Source organism: Salinibacterium sp. NYA9b (assembly GCF_976973725.1).
In genome coordinates this window covers 1,378,646-1,400,315 of the sequence record NZ_OZ333476.1, presented here as the reverse complement: position 1 = coordinate 1,400,315, position 21,670 = coordinate 1,378,646, and the positions used below count along the sequence as shown (strand labels likewise).

At 59.9% G+C, this 21,670-nt stretch carries 21 protein-coding genes and 1 pseudogene; 5 read left to right on the top strand and 17 right to left on the bottom strand.

What is annotated here, in order from left to right; all coding sequences use genetic code 11:
* The first annotated feature begins 51 nt into the window (after positions 1 to 51).
* Complete coding sequence (gene pknB / locus ACWFSR_RS06670) at positions 52 to 2,001, top strand: Stk1 family PASTA domain-containing Ser/Thr kinase (protein ID WP_231600001.1); 1,950 nt, start codon at positions 52 to 54, stop codon at positions 1,999 to 2,001.
* A gap of 115 nt (positions 2,002 to 2,116) precedes the next feature.
* Here the strand turns inward: pknB and ACWFSR_RS06665 are convergent, their stop codons facing one another.
* On the bottom strand, positions 2,117 to 3,487 hold the full coding sequence (locus ACWFSR_RS06665; RefSeq protein ID WP_307783887.1) for a class II 3-deoxy-7-phosphoheptulonate synthase: 1,371 nt from the start codon (positions 3,485 to 3,487) through the stop codon (positions 2,117 to 2,119).
* Between the two features lie 141 nt (positions 3,488 to 3,628).
* On the bottom strand, positions 3,629 to 4,312 hold the full coding sequence (locus tag ACWFSR_RS06660; RefSeq protein ID WP_447523398.1) for a lysophospholipid acyltransferase family protein: 684 nt from the start codon (positions 4,310 to 4,312) through the stop codon (positions 3,629 to 3,631).
* Positions 4,313 to 4,473: 161 nt separating this feature from the next.
* Between ACWFSR_RS06660 and ACWFSR_RS06655 the strand changes: the two genes are divergently transcribed.
* On the top strand, positions 4,474 to 6,297 hold the full coding sequence (locus ACWFSR_RS06655) for an AMP-dependent synthetase/ligase (RefSeq protein ID WP_197105511.1): 1,824 nt from the start codon (positions 4,474 to 4,476) through the stop codon (positions 6,295 to 6,297).
* 139 nt (positions 6,298 to 6,436) lie between these two features.
* Here the strand turns inward: ACWFSR_RS06655 and ACWFSR_RS06650 are convergent, their stop codons facing one another.
* The 3 genes from ACWFSR_RS06650 to ACWFSR_RS06640 all read right to left on the bottom strand — a co-directional run bounded on the left by ACWFSR_RS06650 (position 6,437) and on the right by ACWFSR_RS06640 (position 11,771).
* Positions 6,437 to 6,928 carry a peptide deformylase gene (locus tag ACWFSR_RS06650; protein ID WP_197105510.1) on the bottom strand — a complete coding sequence of 164 codons (492 nt, stop codon included), beginning with the start codon at positions 6,926 to 6,928 and terminating at the stop codon, positions 6,437 to 6,439.
* Between the two features lie 4 nt (positions 6,929 to 6,932).
* Complete coding sequence (locus ACWFSR_RS06645; protein WP_197105509.1) at positions 6,933 to 8,258, bottom strand: MinD/ParA family ATP-binding protein; 1,326 nt, start codon at positions 8,256 to 8,258, stop codon at positions 6,933 to 6,935.
* A gap of 108 nt (positions 8,259 to 8,366) precedes the next feature.
* Positions 8,367 to 11,771 (bottom strand): pyruvate carboxylase, encoded by a 3,405-nt coding sequence (locus tag ACWFSR_RS06640; protein ID WP_447523397.1) that lies wholly within the window; start codon positions 11,769 to 11,771, stop codon positions 8,367 to 8,369.
* A 121-nt stretch (positions 11,772 to 11,892) separates the two neighbouring features.
* On the opposite strand from ACWFSR_RS06640, the gene ACWFSR_RS06635 reads away from it, so the two are divergent.
* The gene (locus tag ACWFSR_RS06635; protein WP_197105507.1) at positions 11,893 to 12,699 is read left to right on the top strand and encodes a ParA family protein; all 807 of its coding nucleotides are present in this window, start codon (positions 11,893 to 11,895) and stop codon (positions 12,697 to 12,699) included.
* A gap of 78 nt (positions 12,700 to 12,777) precedes the next feature.
* Here the strand turns inward: ACWFSR_RS06635 and ACWFSR_RS06630 are convergent, their stop codons facing one another.
* The 4 genes from ACWFSR_RS06630 to ACWFSR_RS06615 all read right to left on the bottom strand — a co-directional run bounded on the left by ACWFSR_RS06630 (position 12,778) and on the right by ACWFSR_RS06615 (position 15,388).
* Entirely contained in the window at positions 12,778 to 13,326 is a 549-nt protein-coding gene (locus ACWFSR_RS06630) for a MerR family transcriptional regulator (protein WP_197105506.1), read from the bottom strand.
* Between the two features lie 225 nt (positions 13,327 to 13,551).
* Complete coding sequence (gene ftsR, locus ACWFSR_RS06625) at positions 13,552 to 14,250, bottom strand: transcriptional regulator FtsR (RefSeq protein ID WP_197105505.1); 699 nt, start codon at positions 14,248 to 14,250, stop codon at positions 13,552 to 13,554.
* A complete protein-coding gene (locus ACWFSR_RS06620) occupies positions 14,250 to 14,759 on the bottom strand; it encodes an FHA domain-containing protein (protein WP_197105504.1) in 510 nt (169 codons plus the stop codon). Before ACWFSR_RS06620 ends, ftsR begins: the two co-directional genes overlap by 1 nt.
* A 44-nt stretch (positions 14,760 to 14,803) precedes the next feature.
* Positions 14,804 to 15,388, bottom strand: a complete 585-nt coding sequence (locus ACWFSR_RS06615) for a CDP-alcohol phosphatidyltransferase family protein (protein ID WP_197105503.1) — start codon at positions 15,386 to 15,388, stop codon at positions 14,804 to 14,806.
* Between the two features lie 83 nt (positions 15,389 to 15,471).
* Between ACWFSR_RS06615 and ACWFSR_RS06610 the strand changes: the two genes are divergently transcribed.
* The gene (locus ACWFSR_RS06610) at positions 15,472 to 15,915 is read left to right on the top strand and encodes a hypothetical protein (RefSeq protein ID WP_197105502.1); all 444 of its coding nucleotides are present in this window, start codon (positions 15,472 to 15,474) and stop codon (positions 15,913 to 15,915) included.
* Entirely contained in the window at positions 15,915 to 16,322 is a 408-nt protein-coding gene (locus ACWFSR_RS06605) for an RNA-binding S4 domain-containing protein (protein WP_197105501.1), read from the top strand. The genes ACWFSR_RS06610 and ACWFSR_RS06605 overlap by 1 nt, the downstream gene beginning before the upstream one ends.
* On the opposite strand, the gene ACWFSR_RS06600 is transcribed toward ACWFSR_RS06605, so the two are convergent.
* From ACWFSR_RS06600 to ACWFSR_RS06565, 8 genes and pseudogenes are all read right to left on the bottom strand, one after another.
* The gene (locus ACWFSR_RS06600; protein ID WP_447523396.1) at positions 16,319 to 17,206 is read right to left on the bottom strand and encodes a cytochrome c biogenesis CcdA family protein; all 888 of its coding nucleotides are present in this window, start codon (positions 17,204 to 17,206) and stop codon (positions 16,319 to 16,321) included. The two genes, ACWFSR_RS06605 and ACWFSR_RS06600, sit on opposite strands and share 4 nt — an antisense overlap.
* Before the next feature lie 2 nt (positions 17,207 to 17,208).
* Positions 17,209 to 17,970 (bottom strand): DsbA family protein, encoded by a 762-nt coding sequence (locus ACWFSR_RS06595; protein ID WP_447523395.1) that lies wholly within the window; start codon positions 17,968 to 17,970, stop codon positions 17,209 to 17,211.
* Between the two features lie 129 nt (positions 17,971 to 18,099).
* Positions 18,100 to 18,201, bottom strand: a pseudogene (locus ACWFSR_RS06590) (DUF4287 domain-containing protein); the annotation flags it as partial.
* Positions 18,202 to 18,226: 25 nt separating this feature from the next.
* Positions 18,227 to 18,712, bottom strand: coding sequence for an SRPBCC family protein (locus tag ACWFSR_RS06585; protein ID WP_447523394.1), 486 nt, complete (start codon positions 18,710 to 18,712; stop codon positions 18,227 to 18,229).
* A 15-nt stretch (positions 18,713 to 18,727) separates the two neighbouring features.
* Positions 18,728 to 19,123 (bottom strand): ArsR/SmtB family transcription factor, encoded by a 396-nt coding sequence (locus ACWFSR_RS06580; RefSeq protein ID WP_197110015.1) that lies wholly within the window; start codon positions 19,121 to 19,123, stop codon positions 18,728 to 18,730.
* An 81-nt stretch (positions 19,124 to 19,204) separates the two neighbouring features.
* Positions 19,205 to 19,990: a thioesterase family protein gene (locus ACWFSR_RS06575; RefSeq protein ID WP_447523393.1), complete on the bottom strand. Its 786-nt coding sequence runs from the start codon at positions 19,988 to 19,990 to the stop codon at positions 19,205 to 19,207.
* Between the two features lie 76 nt (positions 19,991 to 20,066).
* Complete coding sequence (locus ACWFSR_RS06570; protein WP_447523392.1) at positions 20,067 to 20,333, bottom strand: DUF7218 family protein; 267 nt, start codon at positions 20,331 to 20,333, stop codon at positions 20,067 to 20,069.
* 196 nt (positions 20,334 to 20,529) lie between these two features.
* Positions 20,530 to 21,621, bottom strand: coding sequence for an Rv2578c family radical SAM protein (locus tag ACWFSR_RS06565; protein WP_447523391.1), 1,092 nt, complete (start codon positions 21,619 to 21,621; stop codon positions 20,530 to 20,532).
* Positions 21,622 to 21,670 lie beyond the last annotated feature (49 nt).

The following is a 21,670-nucleotide window of genomic DNA, read 5'->3' as shown; positions in this document are numbered from 1 at the left end:
CGAAGCTCAGAACTTTAGACTCTGAAGGTGAATGCGAACTCTACTGATCCGATGATCGGCCGTCTGCTCGACGGTCGGTATCAGATTCGTTCGCGGATCGCGCGCGGCGGCATGGCAACCGTGTACCTGGCTACTGACCAGCGTCTCGAGCGCAAAGTCGCCATCAAGGTCATGCACGGTCACCTTGCTGACGACAGCAAGTTCAAGGAACGCTTCGTGCAAGAGGCTCGATCCTCAGCGCGGCTAGCCCACCCCAACGTCGTCAACGTCTTCGATCAAGGTCAAGACAGCGATATGGCCTACTTGGTGATGGAATACCTGCCTGGCATCACGCTGCGCGATCTGCTGCTGGAACACCGCATCCTCACTACCGAGCAGACGCTCGACATTATGGAAGCCGTGCTCGCCGGCCTCGCCGCCGCCCACAAAGCTGGCATCGTTCACCGCGACCTCAAACCAGAGAACGTCTTGCTCGCCGACGACGGCCGCATCAAGATTGCGGACTTCGGACTAGCGCGCGCCGCTAGCGCCAACACCGCCACCGGCGCCTCGCTGCTCGGCACAATCGCGTATCTCTCCCCCGAACTCGTGACTCGTGGACTGGCAGACACCCGCAGCGACATCTACGCCGTCGGCATCATGATGTACGAAATGCTCGTAGGCGAGCAGCCCTTCAAGGGCGAGCAGCCCATGCAGATCGCTTACCAGCACGCCAATGACGCCGTGCCGAGCCCGAGTTCACGCAACCACCTGGTGCCCGCCGAACTCGACGACCTCGTGCTGTGGGCTACCGCGCGCGAGCCGGACGACCGCCCCAAAGACGCACGCGTGCTGCTCGACCAGCTGTACCAAACGCACAGCTCACTCATGACCGCCCTGCCGCCCACGGCATCCACCGCTGTACAACGAACGATGGTGCTCCCGAGCGCGCCGGCAGAAGAACCACAGAACTCGACGGCAGACACCCAGGTGTTCGGCGCAGAACTTCAGCAGGTTGCAGCTCCGGCTCCTACCCAAGTGTCCGAGAACACCACCACCCTGTCGACACGTGCCACGAAACGAAAGTCACGCGGCTGGTGGCTGCTCATCCTCATCGTTCTACTCGTCGGCGGTGCAGCCGGTGCTGGCTGGTACTTCGGCGCTGGCCCGGGCTCACAAGTGACGATTCCTGACAGCATCCGCAATGCAACGCCGGAAGAAGCCCAAGCAATCTTGGAAGACCTCGGGCTTGTTGTCAGTGATGAACTTGGCGAAACCTACGACCCCGTGGTCGCGGTCGATCTTGTGGCGAACTCAGCTCCCGAAGTGGGTGCGAGTGTGCCGAATGGCTCTCCCGTGCAGCTGCTGATCTCGCAAGGTCCGCGCCCGCTCGCTGTGCCTGACTTCTCTGGAATGACGGAAGAAGAAGCGCGTGCTGCTATCGAAGCAGCCCCCTTCACTCTCGTAGAGCCCATCATTAAACAGTTCGATAGCGATATCGCCGCCGGTCTCGTCGTTGATGTACTTGGTGCAGACTCTGCATCAATTCTCGGAGCCGAAAACTACGGTGAGCTTCAAGACGTAACCCTCGTCATCTCCGCAGGCTCGCTGCCCGATGTCACGTGCTCTACCGTCGACGAAGCAACGCAAACTCTTGCCGGCGTCGGGCTGAACGCGGAGACCGGCATCGAAGTGTTTAGCGATTGCCAAGAAGGCAGCGTCGTAGCCATCGACTCAGAAAAGAATGCGGATGGTGTTCCCCGCACATTCCGCGAAGGCGACACTGCGACTCTCATCACCTCGAAGGGCCCTGACCTCGTGCAGGTTCCCGACGTTTCTGGAGAGACGATCAACGGTGCCATCGCAGAGCTCGAGGAACTCGACTTCATCGTCAACGTCGAGACCGACCTGCCGCAGGGGTTCTGGGGTTCCGGCCTCGCCATAGTTTCCGGCACTGACCCATCAGCGGGCGAGGCGATCAAGCGCGGCTCTGAAGTCACCGTTTACGGTCCGCAGATCTAGCTACGGTTCCCGCCACTGCACCAAGTGGGCTGTGGCTCACTACACCGCGAAAAACGCCCGCCACCCGTGACGCTCTCCTGCGAGAGTGTGGGGATGGCGGGCGTTTTCAGTGATGCTAGAAAGCGCGAAGCTCCTCGGCTACCAAGAAAGCGAGTTCAAGCGACTGCATGTGGTTGAGTCGCGGGTCACACAGCGACTCGTAGCGAGTTGCGAGAGTAGCCTCATCGATCTGCTCCGAACCGCCCAGGCACTCCGTGACATCGTCGCCGGTGAGCTCAATGTGGATACCGCCGGGGTAGGTTCCCGCAGCGCGGTGCGACTCAAAGAAGCCCTTGACCTCATCAACAACATCGTCAAAGCGACGTGTCTTGTAGCCAGTGGGTGTGGTGAGCCCGTTGCCGTGCATCGGGTCGGTGATCCACAGCGGCGTCGCGTCCATCTCCTTGATGGCCTCAAGCAGCGGCGGAAGCGCATCGCGAACCTTGCCAGCACCCATGCGGGTAATGAAGGTCAGACGGCCGGGCTCGCGCTCAGGGTCAAGCTTGTCGATGAGCTGCTTCATGGTCTCGGGCGTCGTCGTCGGACCGAGCTTGACGCCGATCGGGTTACGCAGTCGCGAGAAGTAGTCGATGTGAGCACCATCGAGGTCGCGCGTGCGCTCCCCGATCCACAAGAAGTGGGCGCTCGTGTTGTACGGCGTGCCAGTGCGCGAATCAATGCGCGTCATCGGACGCTCGTAGTCCATGAGGAGACCCTCGTGACTCGAGTAGAACTCGGTGCGCTTGAGCTCGTCGAAGTCAGCGCCTGCCGCCTCCATGAAGCGCACAGCCTTGTCGATCTCTTTAGCGAGGCTTTCGTACTGGCGATTCGCCGGGTTAGCAGCGAAGCCCTTGTTCCACGAGTGCACCTGGCGAAGGTCAGCAAATCCACCCTGCGTGAACGCACGGATGAGGTTCAGTGTCGACGCTGCCGTGTGGTAACCCTCAACCAGACGGGCGGGGTCAGCAGTGCGAGACTCCGGCGTGAAGTCGTAACCATTAACGATGTCGCCACGGTATGCCGGCAACGTCACGTCGCCGCGCGTCTCAGAATCACTCGAGCGAGGCTTAGCAAACTGGCCAGCCATGCGGCCCATCTTCACGATGGGCTTCGAAGCGCCATACGTGAGGACAACAGCCATCTGCAGAATCGTCTTAACACGATCACTAATCTGCTGCGCGGTCGCTCCCGCGAAAGTCTCGGCGCAGTCACCGCCCTGCAGCAAGAATGCCTCACCCTGAGCTGCGCGCGCGAGGCGCGTACGCAGACGATCTACTTCGCCCGCGAAAACGAGGGGCGGCAGCGACGCAATCTTGCTGGAGGCTTCGCCAACGGCGTCGGCATCCGGCCATTGCGGCTGCTGCTTGATGGGGAGGGTGCGCCAGTTGTCTAGCCCCGCAAGCACGGCGGGATCAGCGAGCACGACTGGTTCTGACGGGTCGACCACGAGGAGTTTCCTTCATACAATTACTGCGAAAATGAACGGGTTTGTGACCCACTACGAGCCTACCGGCACAAGTGGGTGCTGAGTGTCACCGTTACGGCACTGCTCCACGGTGAGGTGTTGCACCACGTAACCGACTGGCTGCTACCGACGAGCGGCGCGATCCTTCACTGATGTTGCGTAGACATCGACGTACTCTTGACCGCTGATGCGGTTGAGCTCATACATGATCTCGTCGGTAATCGAACGAAGGATGAACCGGTCACCCTCCATCCCTTCGAAACGGCTGAAGTCGAGGGGCTCACCGAACACAATTCCGATGCGGCCCATGCGAGGGATCTTCGTGCCGATCGGCATCACTTTTTCGGTGTCGATCATGGCGACGGGAACAACAGGCACGTGGCCTTCAAGAATCATGCGTGCGACGCCGGTGCGGCCGCGATACATTTTTCCGTCGGGGCTGCGCGTTCCCTCGGGATAGATGCCGAGCACCTCTCCGCGAGCCAACACGGCTAAGCCCGTGTTCAAGGATGCTTCTGATGCTTTTCCGCCGGAACGGTCGATCGGCAACATGCCCGTGCCATTGAAGAAGGCACGCGAGAGCCAGCCCTTGACGCCTCGGCCAGTGAAATAGTCACTCTTGGCGAGAAAGAAGATGCGGCGGTCCATGATGAGCGGCAAGAACACCGAGTCGATGAACGACAGATGATTGCTAGCCAGAATGACGCCACCCTTGCGCGGGACGTTCTCCAGACCGGAAACCCACGGACGGAAGACGGTCTTCAAGATGGGACCGGCAACCAGATTCTTCATAAACCAATAGAACATGGCACCTCAATTCCTCGTCGCGGGACTCCCCACTCTACCGTTTGCCGGAACGTACCCCACAAACGGGTGCAAATTTTCTCCCGCGCCAATGCGCACGTGGTTAGGCGTGCCTGACCTCGCTAGAGTGGAGTAGACCACCTACCGGTGCCAAAGGAGTTGCCGTGAAACAGTTTGATGTACCAGCCATAGTTGAGGCTGACCCGGAAGCAAACGCTACCGATCTTTTGATGGATCGCGTTGCGGCCACACCCAATAACGCGTTGTTCTCGCTCCCCACCGCCAATGGTGGTTGGAGCGATGTGACTTCGTCAGAGTTTCTTACCCAAGTGAAAGCCCTGGCCAAGGGACTCGTCGCTGCTGGCATTGAGCCCGGCGACAAAATTGGCCTCATGTGCAAGACCCGCTATGAGTGGACGCTCATTGACTTCGCGACTTGGTTTGCGGGCGCAGTGCTCGTGCCAATTTACGAGACCAGCTCGCCCAGCCAGATTCTGTGGAACATCACGGACTCCGGCGCAACAGGGATGATCACGGAAACGCCCGATCACTTCGCACGCTTCGACGAGATTCGTGCCGACGTGCCGGGCATCGCCAATCTGTGGCAGATCGATTTGGGAGACCTCGACAAACTCGCCAAGTCGGGTACCGACGTCAGTGACGACGAGATCGAACGTCGCCGCAATCTGGCCAAGGGCTCCGATCTCGCGACGCTGATCTACACCTCGGGAACTACTGGAAAGCCCAAGGGCTGCATCATCACGCACTCCAACTTTGTTGAGCTGTGCCGCAACTCGCAAAAGGCGATCCCCGAGGTCGTCAACCCCGATTCGAGCACGCTGCTCTTTATTACGACAGCGCACATCTTTGCTCGCTTCATCTCGATCCTCTGTGTCCACGGCGGCGTCAAGGTCGGCCACCAGCCTGATACCAAGTTGCTGCTGCCCTCGATGGCGTCGTTCAAGCCGACATTCCTTTTGGCTGTGCCGCGGGTATTCGAGAAGGTCTACAACTCTTCCGAGCAGAAGGCCGAAGCTGGCGGCAAGGGCAAGATCTTCCGCAAGGCTGCCGATGTCGCGATCGCACACTCGAAGGCACTCGATGAGGGACACGTGCCGCTGGGGCTCAAGATCCAATTCGCTGTCTTCGACCGTCTCGTGCTCTCCAAGATTCGCGCAGCACTCGGCGGGCGCGTCAAGTACGCGGTCTCCGGATCCGCGCCACTCGGATTGCGTCTCGGTCACTTCTACCGCAGCCTCGGTCTCACGATCCTCGAGGGTTATGGGCTCACCGAGACCACGGCGCCGATTTCGGTGAACAAGCCGTCCAACTTCAAGATCGGCAAGGTCGGCCCGCCGCTCCCCGGCGTTTCGGTGCGGATTGCCGAAGACGGTGAGATTCAGGCCAAGGGCGTGTGCGTCTTCGAGGGGTACTGGAACAACCAGGCTGCCACCGACGACGTCTTTGAAGACGGGTGGTTCAAGACCGGAGACATCGGTCAGTTCGACGAAGATGGATACCTCGAGATCACCGGTCGCAAGAAGGAAATCATTGTGACCGCCGGCGGCAAGAACGTTGCTCCCGCAGCACTCGAAGACCCCATCCGCGCAAACCCGATCATCGGCCAGGTAATCGTCGTGGGTGAACAGCGTCCGTTCATTTCGGCCCTTGTCACTCTTGATGAAGAAATGCTGCCCGTGTGGCTCGCCAACAATGGGCTCGACGCAACCTGGACGTTGGAGCAGGCGGCGAAAAATCCCGCCGTCCTCGCCGAAGTCCAGCGTGCGATCGACGTGGGAAACTCCCGCGTCTCTCGTGCCGAGTCGATTCGTAAGTTCCACATCCTCGATGCGGACCTCACCGAGGAGAGCGGTCACCTGACGCCCAAGATGAGCATCAAGCGCAATGTGATTCTGGCTGACTTCGCCGATGTGATCGAGTCACTGTACTCAAACTCGCCGGCGACAGAAGGAATCTCACTGAAGTAGCACGACAAACGTTGAAGGCCCCGTCATACGCAAGTATGGCGGGGCCTTTGTCGCGTAGATCCCCCACAGCATGCGCTAGCGGGCGCACTCGATTACATGCCCTTTCTCGAAGCGAGAGGGCGCGTGACGCGGGTGAGGTTTAGTACCAGGGTGCCTGACGGATGGCGCGCATCGCTTCGCGCTTAGCCTCAGGTTCGAGTCCCTCAATATACAGATGGCCATCGAGATGATCGGTCTCGTGTTGCAGCGCCTGAGCCATAAGCCCTTCACCGCTGAGCTCAACAGGCTCGCCCGCGAGATCGACTCCGGTCACTCTGGCGAAGGGATAGCGGCGACGCAGGAAATAGAAGCCGGGCACAGATAAGCAGCCCTCATCCACCAGCTCCGACTCCCCCGAGACTTCGGCAAGCACCGGGTTGATGATGTAGCCGATATCGCCATCGATGTTGTAGCTGAATGCGCGCAAGCCGACGCCGATTTGGTTAGCGGCGAGCCCGGCGCGGCCGGGCAGCTTGACCGTCTCAATGAGGTCGTCGATGAGCGCAGCAGCACGGGCATCACCGATAACAATGGGATCGCATGCTGAGCGAAGGACGGGATCGCCAAACAGGCGAATCTCACGAACAGCCATAGTGTCAGTTAGCCCGAACTGCCGGAAGACCATCCATGACAACCGCCGCGAGTTCGCGAGCAGCAGCCTTGGTCAACCGGTTGAGGTCACGGTAGTGAACGACCGATCCCGTAGCCAAGCTGGGGTCGTAGGGCACGCGAACGATCTCACGAACGCGCGACTTGAAGTGAGCCTCAATCTCCTCAAGCTTCACCAAGTTGGTGCCCTGAGTGGCGGTGTTGATAGCCACGACAGCATTCTTGACGAGATCTTCGTGCCCATTGGATTCGAGCCACGTGAGAGTCTCTGATGCGAGACGCGCTTCGTCGACGCTGCCACCGGAAACGATGACAATCGAGTCAGCACGCTGCAGCGTTGCCCGCATCACCGAGTGAACAATTCCGGTTCCACAGTCAGTGATGGCGACCGAATAGAAACGTTCGGCCATATCGGCAACGACGTTGTAGTCGTTTTCGTCAAATGCTTCTGACACGTGTGGGTCAGTGTCGGATGCCAAAACGTCGAGACGAGTCTCGTCACGAGACACCACTGTTTGGAATTCGCTAAATGTGTGGAGCGACTCTGCACGCATCACGACATCGCGAACCGTTGCACGGGTTTGCTTATCAATTCGCTCGGCAAGCGTTCCGCGGTCGGGGTTGGCGTCGATCGCAATAATGCGGTCCTCGCGGGTATCTGCCAACGCCATTCCAAGAAGGGCTGTGATGGTGGTCTTACCGACCCCGCCCTTGCGGGTGAGAACAGGGACGAAACGCGTTCCACCGACGAAAGTCTTGGTAACACGAGCCTCAAGAGCCTTGCGCTCTTTCACGCGGTACGAATCGCCGAGGTTTACAAGATGGAACGTCGCAGCGTAAACGAGTTCTTGGAAGAATCCCTCGGGTGCTGCGGTGCGATTCTTCTTGCCAGGCTTGATGAGGCGCTCAGCGGTCAGCATCGTCGCCGTCTCTGGCGTCGTCGCGCGAACCTCGGTGCGCTGGCGACCGCGACGAGTCGTCGGGCGGTCTGCCGGTGGCAGCTCCGGAATAACAGCCACCTCGGGCACGGACTCGGGCGGGATAGTCACGACCGACTCCGGCGCAAACGTAATTGTGGTGGTTGCCATGGTTGCGACATCCACTTGATGAGCGTTGACAGCAACATCGTCGATCGCCACGGCAGCTTCATGCTCGGGCGTCTCGCGAACAGCGACCGGCAGCGAGAGCGTGAACGTCACGTTATCGGGGTTCGGAGCCTGCTCGACTGTCGACTCCTTCGCATCGTGATCGGTCGACGTATCGCGCTCGTCGACGGACGGCTGCACATCAGGTTCATTGCGCTTCGTAGTCACGTATCGATCCCCTCCAGAAAGCAAACACACCACTTTACCGCGTTAACGAGCGAGACGTGACCGATGTGCTTACAACGATCACGTCCCTACCCTACAAACTTCTGCGGATTAGCTGGGTTCGATTTCCACAAGCAAGTCGCCGCCGTCTACCTGCTGCGTCTTCGGAATGGCCAATCGCTTGACCGTTCCTGCAACAGATGCCGTGATTGCGGCTTCCATCTTCATCGCTTCGATCGAAGCCACAGTGTCGCCAACGGCAACGGTTGCGCCCTCTTCTACCTGCAACGTGACAACGCCGGAGAACGGTGCCGCGACGTGTCCAGGCTTAGACGCATCAGCCTTCTCAGCCGCAGTCGAGTCGACCTTGATGCTCTGATCGCGAATGAACACCGGACGCAACTGGCCATTGAGGGTCGCCATTACTGTGCGCATACCCTTCTCGTCAGCTTCACCGATCGCTTCGAGACCGACGAACAATTGCACGCCCTTCTCGATCTCGACAACGTGCTCGTGACCCTGCTGGATGCCGTAGAGGTAATCCTTGCTATCGAGGGCCGACAAGTCGCCATAGGTTTCGCGAGCCGTCTCAAAGATCTGGGTGGGACCAGCGAACAGCAACCGGTTGAGCGCTGAGCGTCGTTCCTGAGGTTCGCCATCGAGCGCGGCTTGATCGTCAGCACTGATTTCCTCAATGCCGATCTTGACGTTGCGCCCCTTCAGCACCTTCGAGCGGAAGGGCTCAGGCCAGCCACCGGGCAGTTCGCCCAACTCGCCAGCCATGAAGCCAATCACCGAATCAGGGATGTCGTACTTGTCGGGGTTCTCTTCGAAGTCAGCAGGATCGGCGTGCGCCGCTGCTAGAGCCAGCGCAAGGTCACCGACGACCTTCGACGACGGGGTGACCTTCGGCGGACGGCCGAGCATCTTGTTGGCCGCAGCGTAAAGGTTCTCGATTGTCTCGAACTGGTCAGCGAGACCCAGCGCAATCGCTTGCTGACGCAGGTTCGACAGTTGACCACCCGGAATTTCGTGGTGGTAGACCCGCCCTGTCGGACCGGGAAGGCCCGATTCGAACGGCGCGTAGGCGTGACGCACTGCCTCCCAGTAGGGCTCAAGATCGGAGACGGCGTCAAGCGAGATGCCCGTGTCGCGTTCGGTGTGGGCGAGAGCCGCGACCAAAGCCGACATGGATGGCTGGCTTGTCGTTCCTGCCATGGGAGCGCTCGCGACATCCACTGCGTCTGCACCGGCACGGGATGCCGCCAGCAGGGTAGCCAGCTGGCCGCCTGCCGTGTCGTGAGTGTGAACGTGCACCGGAGCATCGAAACGCTCACGCAAGGCCGCTACAAGCTTCTCAGCGGCTTCCGCCCGCAAGAGACCAGCCATGTCCTTGATCGCGAGCACATGGGCGCCGCTCTCCATGATCTGGTCGGCAAGCGTGAGGTAGTAGTCGAGCGTGTAGAGATCCTCATTCGGGTCAAGCAAGTCACCCGTGTAGCAGAGGGCAACTTCAGCAACAGCAGTGCCCGTGTTCAGCACAGCATCGATCGCCGGTCGCATCTGCGAAACATCGTTGAGCGCGTCAAAGATGCGGAAGATATCGACACCGGTATCAGCGGCCTCACGTACGAAGGCATCCGTAACTTCGGTCGGATACGGCGTGTAGCCAACCGTATTGCGACCGCGCAACAGCATCTGGATCGCCACGTTCGGCAGAGCTTCGCGCATGGACGCGAGACGCTCCCACGGGTCTTCAGCGAGGAAGCGCAGAGCGACGTCATACGTTGCTCCACCCCATGCTTCGACCGAGAGCAATTCTGGCGTCATGCGAGCCACGTGTGGCATTACCGCGACAAGGTCACGAGTGCGCACTCGAGTGGCGAGCAACGACTGGTGGGCGTCGCGGAAAGTGGTTTCGGTCACGGCAAGCGACTTCTGCTCGCGGAGAGCCGAGGCGAACCCGGCCGGGCCGAGCTCCAACAAACGCTGACGCGACCCCGCCGGAGCTTCTACCGAAAGATCGACCTCGGGCAGCTTCAATTGCGGGCTGATGATGCCAGCGCCATCGCCATTGGGCTGGTTGACCGTCACATCGGCCAACCACGTGAGGATCTTTGTTCCGCGGTCCTTGGAGCGATGCGAGTTGACGAGCCACGGGCGCTCGTCAATGAACGCGGTGCTCAAATCGCCCGCAATGAACTCGGGGTCATCGAGCACACCCTGAAGGAACGGGATGTTCGTGGTCACTCCGCGAAGGCGGAACTCAGCGAGTCCACGGCGGGCGCGACGCACAGCCGACGCGAAGTCGCGTCCACGGCACGTCATCTTGACGAGCATCGAGTCGAAGTGCGGAGAAATCTGCGAACCAGCAGAAACCGTTCCACCATCCAGACGGATGCCGGCGCCGCCAGGCGAGCGGTAGGTCGTGATTTTGCCGGTGTCGGGTCGGAACCCGCTGGCCGGGTCTTCGGTCGTGATGCGGCACTGGAGCGCCGCTCCACGCAGCTTGAGCTCGTCTTGACGCAGCCCTAACTCGTCGAGGGACTCCCCAAACGCGATTCGCATCTGCGATTGCACGAGGTCAACATCGGTGACTTCTTCGGTCACCGTGTGCTCAACCTGGATGCGCGGGTTCATCTCGATGAAGACGTGCTCGCCCTTGCGCTCCCCCGCCGTGTCGAGCAAGAACTCGACTGTGCCGGCATTGACGTAGTCAATTGACTTCGCAAAAGCGATCGCATCGCGGTACATCGCTTGACGCGTGTCTTCGTCGAGGTTTGGTGCCGGTGCGATCTCGACAACCTTCTGGTGACGACGTTGAACCGAGCAGTCACGCTCGAACAAGTGGATGGTGCCGCCATGGGCATCAGCGAGAATTTGGACTTCGATGTGGCGAGGGCGAACAACCGCCTGCTCAACAAACATCGTGGGGTCACCGAAAGCGCTGTCAGCTTCACGCATCGCCTCTTCGAGGGCGCCGCGCAAATCTTCCTTCTTCTCGACACGGCGCATACCGCGCCCTCCGCCGCCAGCTACAGCCTTGGCGAAGACCGGGAAACCAATCTCGTTGGCACCCGCGATGAGTTCATCGAGATCGGTGCTGGCCGGAGTTGACTTGAGAACGGGAACTCCCGCTGCAATTGCGTGTTCCTTGGCCGTGACCTTGTTGCCGGCCATCTCAAGCACCCGGGTCGGCGGTCCGATGAAAGTGATTCCCGCTTCCGCCGCTGCGCGAGCGAGGTCAGGATTCTCCGAAAGAAAGCCATAACCGGGGTAGATCGCGTCGGCGCCGGATTCTTTGGCGACGCGAATAATCTCCGAAACATCGAGGTATGCGCGGACAGGATGCCCCTCCTCACCGATCTGGTAAGCCTCATCAGCTTTCAGACGATGAACCGAATTTCGGTCTTCGTAAGGGAAAACGGCCACAGTTCTTGCCCCGAGCTCGACAGCCGCACGCATTGCGCGGATAGCAATCTCACCTCGGTTGGCAACGAGAATCTTCTTAAACATTCGGTCCTTCCTGACAAAAACCAAGCCTAGAGTGATTGAACTCTGGCAGTTTCCTCAAGGGTGCGCAAAAGTTGGCGGTGTTTTAGGTTTCTTAACAGTAGTGAAGGTATCGTCGTTACTCGTGCACGTACTTAGCGTTAGCTCCCTCAAGGGGGGCGTGGGAAAGACGACCGTCACGCTTGGGCTCGCTTCGGCAGCTTTCGCTCGCGGTCTTCGAACTCTCGTCGTCGACCTTGATCCCCAGTCCGATGTTTCGACCGGAATGGACATTGATGTCGCCGGTCACCTCAATGTGGCTGACGTGCTCGCGTCTCCGAAGGAGAAGATCGTGCGTGCCGCGATCGCGCCGAGTGGCTGGACCAGGGGCCGTCCCGGCAAAGTGGATGTGCTGATCGGTTCACCGTCCGCCATCAACTTCGACGGACCGCACCCCAGCATCCGCGATATTTGGAAGCTTGAAGAAGCCCTTGCCAATGTCGAAGCTGACTACGACCTCGTGCTCATTGACTGTGCACCATCTCTCAACGCGCTCACCCGCACAGCGTGGGCTGCCAGCGATCGTGTAGCGATTGTTACCGAACCCGGCCTGTTCTCCGTTGCTGCTGCCGACCGAGCCCTCCGCGCGATTGAAGAAATCCGCCGCGGACTCTCCCCTCGCCTTCAGCCGCTCGGCCTCATCGTGAACCGACTGCGTTCGCAGTCGCTTGAGCACCAGTTCCGCATCAAAGAACTACGCGACATGTTTGGACCGCTCGTGCTGTCACCACAGCTCCCCGAGCGCACATCGCTTCAGCAGGCACAGGGTGCCGCGAAGCCGCTCCACGTGTGGCCAGGCGAGAGCGCTCAAGAAATGGCGCGCTACTTTGACCAACTCCTTGATCGCGTCATGCGTGCGGCACGCATGGGCGAATACAGCAACGGCCAGTAGCGCACATTCGGCTTCGCCGAAGCCGGCGTAAGGCCGCGGCTGTTATAGCGAGCCCGAAGAGGCTCTGGCGAGCGCTGTCTAGGAAGCGCGGGATGCGCGGCGCTTAGCCAACTCATCCATGGGGTCTTCACCCTTGACCGTGTCGAGGTCGATGAGGCTTGTTTCGACCTCACGCAGGACCTTGCCTACGGCGATGCCAAAGACACCCTGGCCGCGGCTGACGAGGTCAATAACTTCGTCGTTTGACGTGCACAAATAGACACCGGCACCGTCACTCATCAGAGTGGTCTGCGCGAGGTCGTGAATGCCTGACTCACGAAGTTGGTTGACGGCGATACGGATCTGCTGAAGCGAGATTCCCGTGTCGAGGAGGCGCTTAACAAGTTTGAGCACCAAGATGTCGCGAAAGCCATAGAGTCGCTGCGAACCTGACCCTGCCGCGCTGCGGACAGTGGGCTCAACGAGCTGCGTGCGAGCCCAGTAATCGAGCTGACGATAGCTAATGCCGGCCGCACGGGCAGCGACGGCGCCACGGTAGCCAGAGTTATCGTCGAGGTCTGGCATTCCATCGGTAAAGAGGAGCCCAAGATCGTAGCGTGACTCTTCGCTACGGTTCACTTCACTCATGGCTTTGCCCCTTTAGTTCTGATTGATCAGCACGAAAACAACGAACCTTCATGTTGAAGTTGACGCTTAATGTTTCGTGTTACCCCACGGTAGTCACGCCCACTGCCTCTATCAACGACATTCGCAAAAAATCGGCGGCGTGTCGGAATCAGTCGGGTAAAACTGGGCCAACCTCGCGAAACCGCGTTCGGTGCGAGCCGAAAAACGGTCAACAGATCGACCGTACTACGAATCCAACCGACTGAGTGCGGATCGGATAAGACTGCTTCGAACAATCTCCAACTGGCCCGCAATTTCTCGCGCCATCTCCGCAGCACGTGCTCGACTTGACGCATCCTTGCGACGAGCAACCGGCATAAGAGCACTCTCGATAAGCCCCAGCTCCCGCTCTGCCGCCGCGCGGAAGCCACGAAGGTGTCGTGGCTCAATACCGCTGCGTTGGAGCTCTACAAGCGACTTGAGGACCGCAAGGGCATCTTCACCAAAAACATCGGAGGCAACAATGAGAGACGACGAAATAGCATCGCCCAACAGCATGGGGCTGGCGCCGGCTTCGCGGATCAGCTCATCGCGCGTGAGCTTGCGCTCGGCCGACAACATGGACGCGGCAGCAACCGCCCCGCCAGGCAGCTCAGGCGTGCGCCCGGCATCCATCTCTTCTAAATAGCCACGAATGACCTTCAGCGGAAGATAGTGGTCACGCTGCATCGTAAGAACAAAGCGCAAGCGCTCCATGTCTGCCGAAGAAAACTTGCGGTAACCCGAAGCAGTACGCGCCGGGGACACCAACTTGCGCTCTTCAAGAAAGCGCAGTTTTGAGGGAGTTAGATCAGGAAATTCAGGACTGAGCTTGGCAAGAACCTGCCCAATGCTCAGAAGCGCTGGTGCAGGAGTTGAACGCGTTTGACGCGCGACCCCAGCCACTAATTACCAGCCGCTGGCGCAAGATCGCGACGCGAAGGATAAAACGTGAGCTTGTACTTGCCGATCTGAACCTCAGCGCGGTCGCGAAGAACAGCAGTGGACTCAATGCGGTCGCCGCCAAGATAGGTGCCGTTGAGCGAGCCGAGGTCTTTGACCTCGAAGGCTGTGCCCGAACGCAAAAACTCGACATGACGACGGGAGACCGTGACATCGTCAAGAAAAATATCGGCCTCAGGGTGACGGCCCACCGTGGTGACGTCAGCATCTAAGAGGAAACGGGCACCCACATTCGGGCCACGACGGACAATCAACAGCGCAGAACCCGAAGGCAAGGCCGCGATCGCGTCTTGCTCGTCGACGGAAACGTCAACACCCATAGCAGCTACCTGCGCCGCGAACTCGTGACTGTACGTAGCAGTGGTGTCGATCCGCTCGACAATAGGCTGCGCGGACGTCTCATTTGCCGACTCTACGTCGGCGCCGTGACCATTATTCATTGACTCAACCATCGCAAACCTCCCTGACTGACCAGCGTATCGGATCAGAACACAACTCAGACCCTCGGAAGACGAGAAATACGGACGGATTGCGCAACATAAATGAAGCCAGCCCACCAATACAAGAACGCGCCCCAGAGCGCGAACGCCCACCCGATTGGATCAGTGACCCCGGCGATAGCCGGGAAAGCTTGGCCCAGCATCAGAATCGGCAACGCATAGAACAGTGCCGCCGTGGCAACTTTGCCCAAATGGTGCACCGGTAGCGGGCCAAAACCGTAGTTCGCCGAGATGATTCCCAAAATCACCAGCATGATGTCGCGCCCGACGATAACCAAGAACATCCACCAGGGGATGACGTCGCGCGCGGCGAGACCAATCAACGCGGCAAAAATAAACAGTCGGTCGGCCGCCGGATCAAGCAACTGGCCGAGCCGCGTGATTTGGTTGAAACGACGAGCAATCACGCCATCGAGGTAGTCGCTCAGACTGGAGAACACAAGAACGATCAAAGCCAACGCGTCTTGGGCAGAAATGATCAGATATAAGAAGACCGGAACCAACGCGAGCCGGATGAAGCTCAAGACATTGGGCACAGTCCACACACGATCGCTGATCTCGGGTGAACTACGGGTGGCCACCTTCTGAGTCTAGCCAGCATCCGCACGCAAAATGCCGCGAATGCAACGCAAACTTGTCGCGACGCAGGCGTACCCTTGAATGCATGTCATGCATCCGCTTCAATACCCCAGCCCAGCGGGAACAAATGCGAGCAATGGCCCCCTCGATGCTCACGGCCGAGGAAGCCGCGGAACTTCACCCTGCGCCCGAGGTAACCGCGAGCAAAATCGCGAGGATCCGCATACTGGCGGCCGACCCCAATCCGAAAATTCGCGAGAGTGCCGCGAGTAACCACAACACGCCCATCGACGTGTTCGAAACGCTCGCCCGCGATACTGACGACGGGGTGCGCGCCTGTGTGGCTCGTAACGAATACGCTCCCTGCGACGTGCTTCGGATGCTCGCCGACGACCCCTCGGAGACCGTGCGCGGTTTCCTAGCAATCAACTTCTTTGTTCCCGAAGACACCATGCTCACACTCGCCGCGGACACCAGCGCCACTGTGCAGCGACTCGTGCAGTGGAAAACTGAACTCGCCTCCGTCTAATGGCTGCCGGAACAGTTCGCGTCGATAGCTGGTTGTGGGCGGTGCGCGTCTACAAGACTCGCTCTCAAGCGACCACCGCGTGCCGTGCTGGCCACGTAAAGATTGGTGGAGCGAGCGTAAAGGCAGCGCAAGCTGTAAAAGTCGGTGACCAAGTGCGCGTTCGTATCGCCGGATTCGACCGCATTTTGGTCGTCAAACAGACCATCGTGAAGCGCGTTTCGGCAGTGACCGCTGCCGAGAGCTATGTCGACGAGACTCCCCCACCGCCCACTCGCGAAGAGCGTGCCTTCGCACCGATGCGTGATCGTGGCGCCGGTCGTCCCACCAAACGTGAGCGACGCGAGCTCGAGAAGCTACGCGGCCGAGACAGCGCAGACACCGGCGACGAATGGATGACCGAGCTTTAGCTCGCCTCAGTCCGATCCTCGGGCGCCCCCGCGTGCGCTTGAGCCTGATGTTGCGCCTCCGAGCGGGCCCGACGTGACACTAGCCACACAACTACAGCGGCAGAGGCAGACACCGCAACCACCCCGAGCAAGAACACCACGTTATCGATGCTCGCGCCCGTTGTGGCGGCCCATGACTCTGCACGGTACTGAGCGGTAATCGGGACGAAACCGCCCAGCGACGCGGTTCCGTCGCTGACCAGCAGAAGGATGCCGATCCCGATCGTGAGCGCGCCAGAAATAATCATGGTCCACGAATTTGACCAGTTGCGGATCCTGAGCGTGCGCGGACGCAGCCAGGAACGCCCACGAGATCCCACCCGCTTCCACACCGCAGCAAGCACGAGTAGAGGCACCGTGAGCCCGAGCGCATAGAGCGTAAGCATGATGGCGCCGTAGGCAGCGTTTCCACTCAGAGCCGCAACCGCAAGCACCGAACCAAGGATGGGGCCAGCGCAGACACCGGCGACCGCGTAAACCATGCCGAGGGCGAAAACGGAAACTGCAGAGGTTCGATCCGTCGCGGCATCCGCTTTTTCTGTTCGGCTGAAACCGGGAATCGGGATACCGAACAGTTGAATTGCTCCAGCGACGATCACCACGATTGCAGCGCCAACCACGAGAGCACCGCGATGCTCGTGAACGAGTGACCCCAGCGTGGCCGAGAACACTCCCAGCGGAACCAACGTGGTCACTAAACCACCAAAGAACAACCCCGTTCGGGCGAAAAGCTTTGCCGCTGAACCAAACGCATAGGCAAAAAACGCCGGCAGCAGCATGACCGAGCACGGGCTCAAGAGCGCAAACAACCCGCCGATGAACGCCCCGGCGTACCCGATGTCCACCGTTACTGGCCGGCCAATCGGAGTTGCTCATCGATCACGTCACGGAACACCTGAAGAGGCTGAGCACCCGCAATCGGCACATCGTCGATCACGATGGACGGCACACTCGAGACACCAATTTGCTGCGCTTCGGAAACGTTCGCTTGAACCCGAGCAATCAGAGCCGGACTGCTGAGGTCTGCCTCAAACTGAGCAAGGTCAGGAACCCCAATGTCGCGGGCGTACGCAAGAAGCTTTTCTCGGTCAATCTCGAGATGTCCCGTTTCGGGCGCCGATTCGTACACCGCTGTGTTGTATTCCCAAAAAAGATCTTGCTCGCCCGCCGCGTGGGCTGCAACAGCCGCCATCACCGAGGTTTCACCAAAAATGGGGTAATCGCGCCATTCGATGCGCAGCTGCCCAGCGTCGACGTATTCGCTGATCAGCTCAGGAAGCGTCTCGCGCGACAACACACCGCAGAACGGACAGCGATAGTCCGCATATTCGACGAGCACGACGGGAGCATCAATCGCCCCCATTGCCGTGGGGTCTCCTTCGATTCGACGCGCCAAGTCGATCGTGGGCTCGCTGCCCTCTTCGGCGGAGACCGACGGCAATGCCTGAGGCGTTGACGATCCGGAGTTTGCCTTGGCCCCGGCTACGAACGCGACGGTGAGCAGCACCAGCGCGCCGAGACCGCCGAGCAACATGCCGAGTTGCTTGCGAGAATACTTGCGGCGGCCCCGTGGAGCTCGGTTCGACTGTGGCTGGCCGCTGTTTTTCACGCTACAGATCCTCTCGGGGCACTCAACTACCCTGCTGCTCGACCCCAAGAAGAGTCATCCTCCACCCTACCCAGTGACGGCACACCGGAGCGCCAGAGCACTGCCCACCACCACGCTCACATCGCGGGTTTAGCCTGGTTTGCTCGCCGCACCATCGAGCCACAGCGTGTCTGACTCGTCGCTATGCGTGCCCGAAGTGCCAACATGTTTGGAGTCGATACGAGCACCCTTTCTCGATGACTCGAGAAGCCTCCTCTTAGTCTGCGGCGAGCAGGGCGTCGATCTGGCCGATAGCCTCTCGCATGCCTTCTTCCATGCCCATCTTCACCATTTCTTCGAGCTGCTCTGCTGACTCGAAGCCTGACAGGATCGTCAGCCGGGTGCCGCCGTTAATGGGCTCGAAGGTAAGGAGAGCGGTCGTAACACCGATATCCCCCGATGGTTCGCCCTGGTCATCCGCAAACTCATCTTCGATGGAAACTTCGCGCGGCTCGGTAATCGACAAGATGCGCCACATACCGTGCATTCGCTCACCATCAGGACCTTGCATGAAGTAATGAGCGCGCCCACCCGGCACAAACTCGTAGCGCACGAAAGTTGCCGGCCACTCGGGCGGCCCCCACCAGCGCTCGAGCTGACGCGGATCGCTCACCAGCTGCCAAGCGCGTTCAAGAGACGCAGCAAGTTCGGTGGTGGTCGTCAGGGTGAGTGCTTCAGGATCAGTGTGAGTTGTGACGTTCATTGCTTCACCATTTCTTTAGTCGTGAGGGATATCGACCCGAGCCCCTGAACTGGTGGGGCTCGGTGGTGCCTCAGTGGTTGCGTCATCCCGCAACACGTCAGCCATGTGCAGTGCACGCTGCTTCCACACCGCTTCGAAGTGAGAAAGAAGCTTTTGGATGTGATGAATCGAGGCGAGATTGCCACTGACAATCTGCTCGCGACCCTGCCGGGATTTTGTCACCAACCCTGCTGCTTGCAGGACGGCCACGTGCTTTTGCACTGCGGCGAAACTCATGTCGTAGCGCTCAGCGAGACGCGACACTGAAGCATTTTCGTGCAACACGCGATCGACGATGTCACGTCGGGTGGCATCGGCGAGGGCGCGGAACATCGCGTCAACTTCGGAGTCTGTCAATTCATATACAACCATTTGGTTGTATATTATGGCAGCGGGAAAATCAGCGCAAGGGGTAGCGAGAAAACTCTCGCCGCAGGCGCGCGCTGGGGAACGCTAGACCTTGCGCAGCGTCAAGATTTGCTCGGCGCGCCCGAACGGCCCCTGCTCGTCGTGGAGCACCGTGGAGGTCAGGCCAATGCCATCCGAGCCAAAGTTCACCGCATTCTCGAGACCGAGCCACTCACCAGCCGGCAGCCGGTACAAGTGCACCTGCAGGTCGACGTTGGGGAAGGCATACCCGCCCGCCCCCGGTTTGACGCGAGTGGCGATGCCGTTACTGGTGTCCACAAGGCCAGTCAGCCGAGCAAAGTCACTCACCGGCTCATCAACGAGCAAGGGATACGGCGTGCGCAACCACACCCGGCCACTGCCCGACGCGTGCTCGGGAAGCGCCCGCGCCTCAATCGACTGGATGTAGCCGCCGGGCCACTCGGAGAGGTTCACTGGCTCCCCCGCGAGCTCACGGCCGGGCATCCGTTGGTCAACGATTCCCTCAACCTCTGAGGTATCCGAAATTTGCAGACGCCACGCCGTCGCGCGCACGGCAACGCGGCCGCCCGCACTGAGCTCCGCCTGCACTAGTTCAATCGTTCGCCCTGGCCGCACCACCGACGCCACGATCTCGAAGTCGCCGGCAGGGATGAGACCCAAGATCTCGTAACTAATGCGAGCGATGCGGAGGCCTTCGCGTGCCTCAAACGCTTCGAGGACGTGCGCCAGAATACCGGCGACCGGAGCCATGTGCTGCTCGTGCGGATTCCACGCACCCTGCGCGTGAATGGTCGACTCGAAATGGGTGGAATCGTGTCGGAGATAGTAAGACTCTGCTTGTGGGGTCACTCCCCCAGACTAGTTAGCTCGTCGCGCGCCGGCATCATTTCGAAGCCCGCACTGCCCACCGACCACGAGCGCACCTCTAGTGCGATCGAAGTAACTTGATCAATTCAGCCTTCCTGAGCGCCGAATACCCCTGGAGACCCAGCTCCCGGGCTCTCTTCTCAAGATCCACCACGGTCCAATTGTCATAGGAACCTGCCTCTCCCCCGCGGTGCCCCACCTCGGAACGCCCGTCCCGCGCGGCAGCGTTAGAGATGCGAGCCGCCTTCTCCGCGGAAGCGCCGTCGTCCCTCAACGACTCGTACAGTTCAGGATCCTTGAGACGGGAGTTTTTGTTCTTAGGCATCTGCCTTCACCTTCCTGACGTTACCGACCACGGCGATAGTGAGTAAGTCGCGCTCTGGGCCGGGCGCCGCCGTTCGTGTTCTGCGAAACGTTACGCACCGCATCCGGCGTTGTTGGCGATTGTGCGAGAACGCTCAGCGAGCACGGACTGGATACCCAGCAAGATGGTGACTACAGCGAGAGCGACGAAGACAGCGCTAGAAGAGGGTCGGTTGCGGCATTGCGCGCGCCGCCAGCTCGGGTGGCATTTCCTCGGCGATGAGCGAACGACCGACTAGACCGGAATGTACCGGCGTATGGGCACGGGAACCGACGATTCCTGTCGCGGGATCGAGCAGTGTTCGCTCCAGCCCGTGACGACGGATAATCGGCTTCAGCTTGGCGGCCAACCACTGGCGATATTCCTTCGGGGCATAGTTGCCTCGCGAGTACATCGAACGATATTTGCCGAGCAGTTCAGGATGCGCCTGCTCAAGCCACCCGAGATACCACTCCTTTGTTCCCGGCTTCAGATGCAGTGCCGAGTACGTAATTGAGGTTGCCCCGGCCTCTTTAGCCTGAGAAACGGCACGCTCAAGATGGTCTCGCGTGTCGGTCAAGAACGGCAGAATCGGCATCAAAAAGACAGCGCAATCGAGTCCAGCATCGCGCACAGCGCTCACCGTCGCCAAGCGAGCCTTCGCGGTAGGCGTGCCAGGCTCGACGGACTGCTGTAGCTCGTCGTCGTAAATCGCGATCGACATGCCCACATCAACGGGAACATGCTCGCTTGCCTCTGACAAGAGGGCAAGATCGCGCCGCAACAACGTGCCTTTCGTCAAAATTGACAGGGGTGTTCCGGATGCCGCGAGGGCGGCAATGATGCCGGGCATCAGCCGATAACGACCCTCAGCGCGCTGGTACGGATCCGTATTCGTGCCGAGCGCGACCGGATGCCGCCCCCAACTGGGTTTGCTGAGCTCCTTAGCCAGAACCTCAGCCACGTTCACCTTGACGATGATCTGCGTGTCGAAGTCTTTGCCCGCGTCAAGATCGAGGAACTCGTGGGTCGGACGAGCGAAGCAATACGTGCACTGGTGCAGGCATCCGCGCATCGGATTGATCGTCCAACCGAAGGGCATATCGCTGGCCGTTGGCACTTTGTTGAGGGCGCTCTTGGCAAGTACTTCGTAAAAGGTGACGCCGTCGAACTCCGGGGTTCGCACCGTGCGCACCAAGTTGTTGAGCTTGGCGAGACCAGGCAGCGCGTCGGGGGCCTCGCTATTGACCTGCTGCCCACTCCATCGCATACCGTTTATTCGAACACATGTTCGAATAGTGCGCAAGCCGACGCGCGCG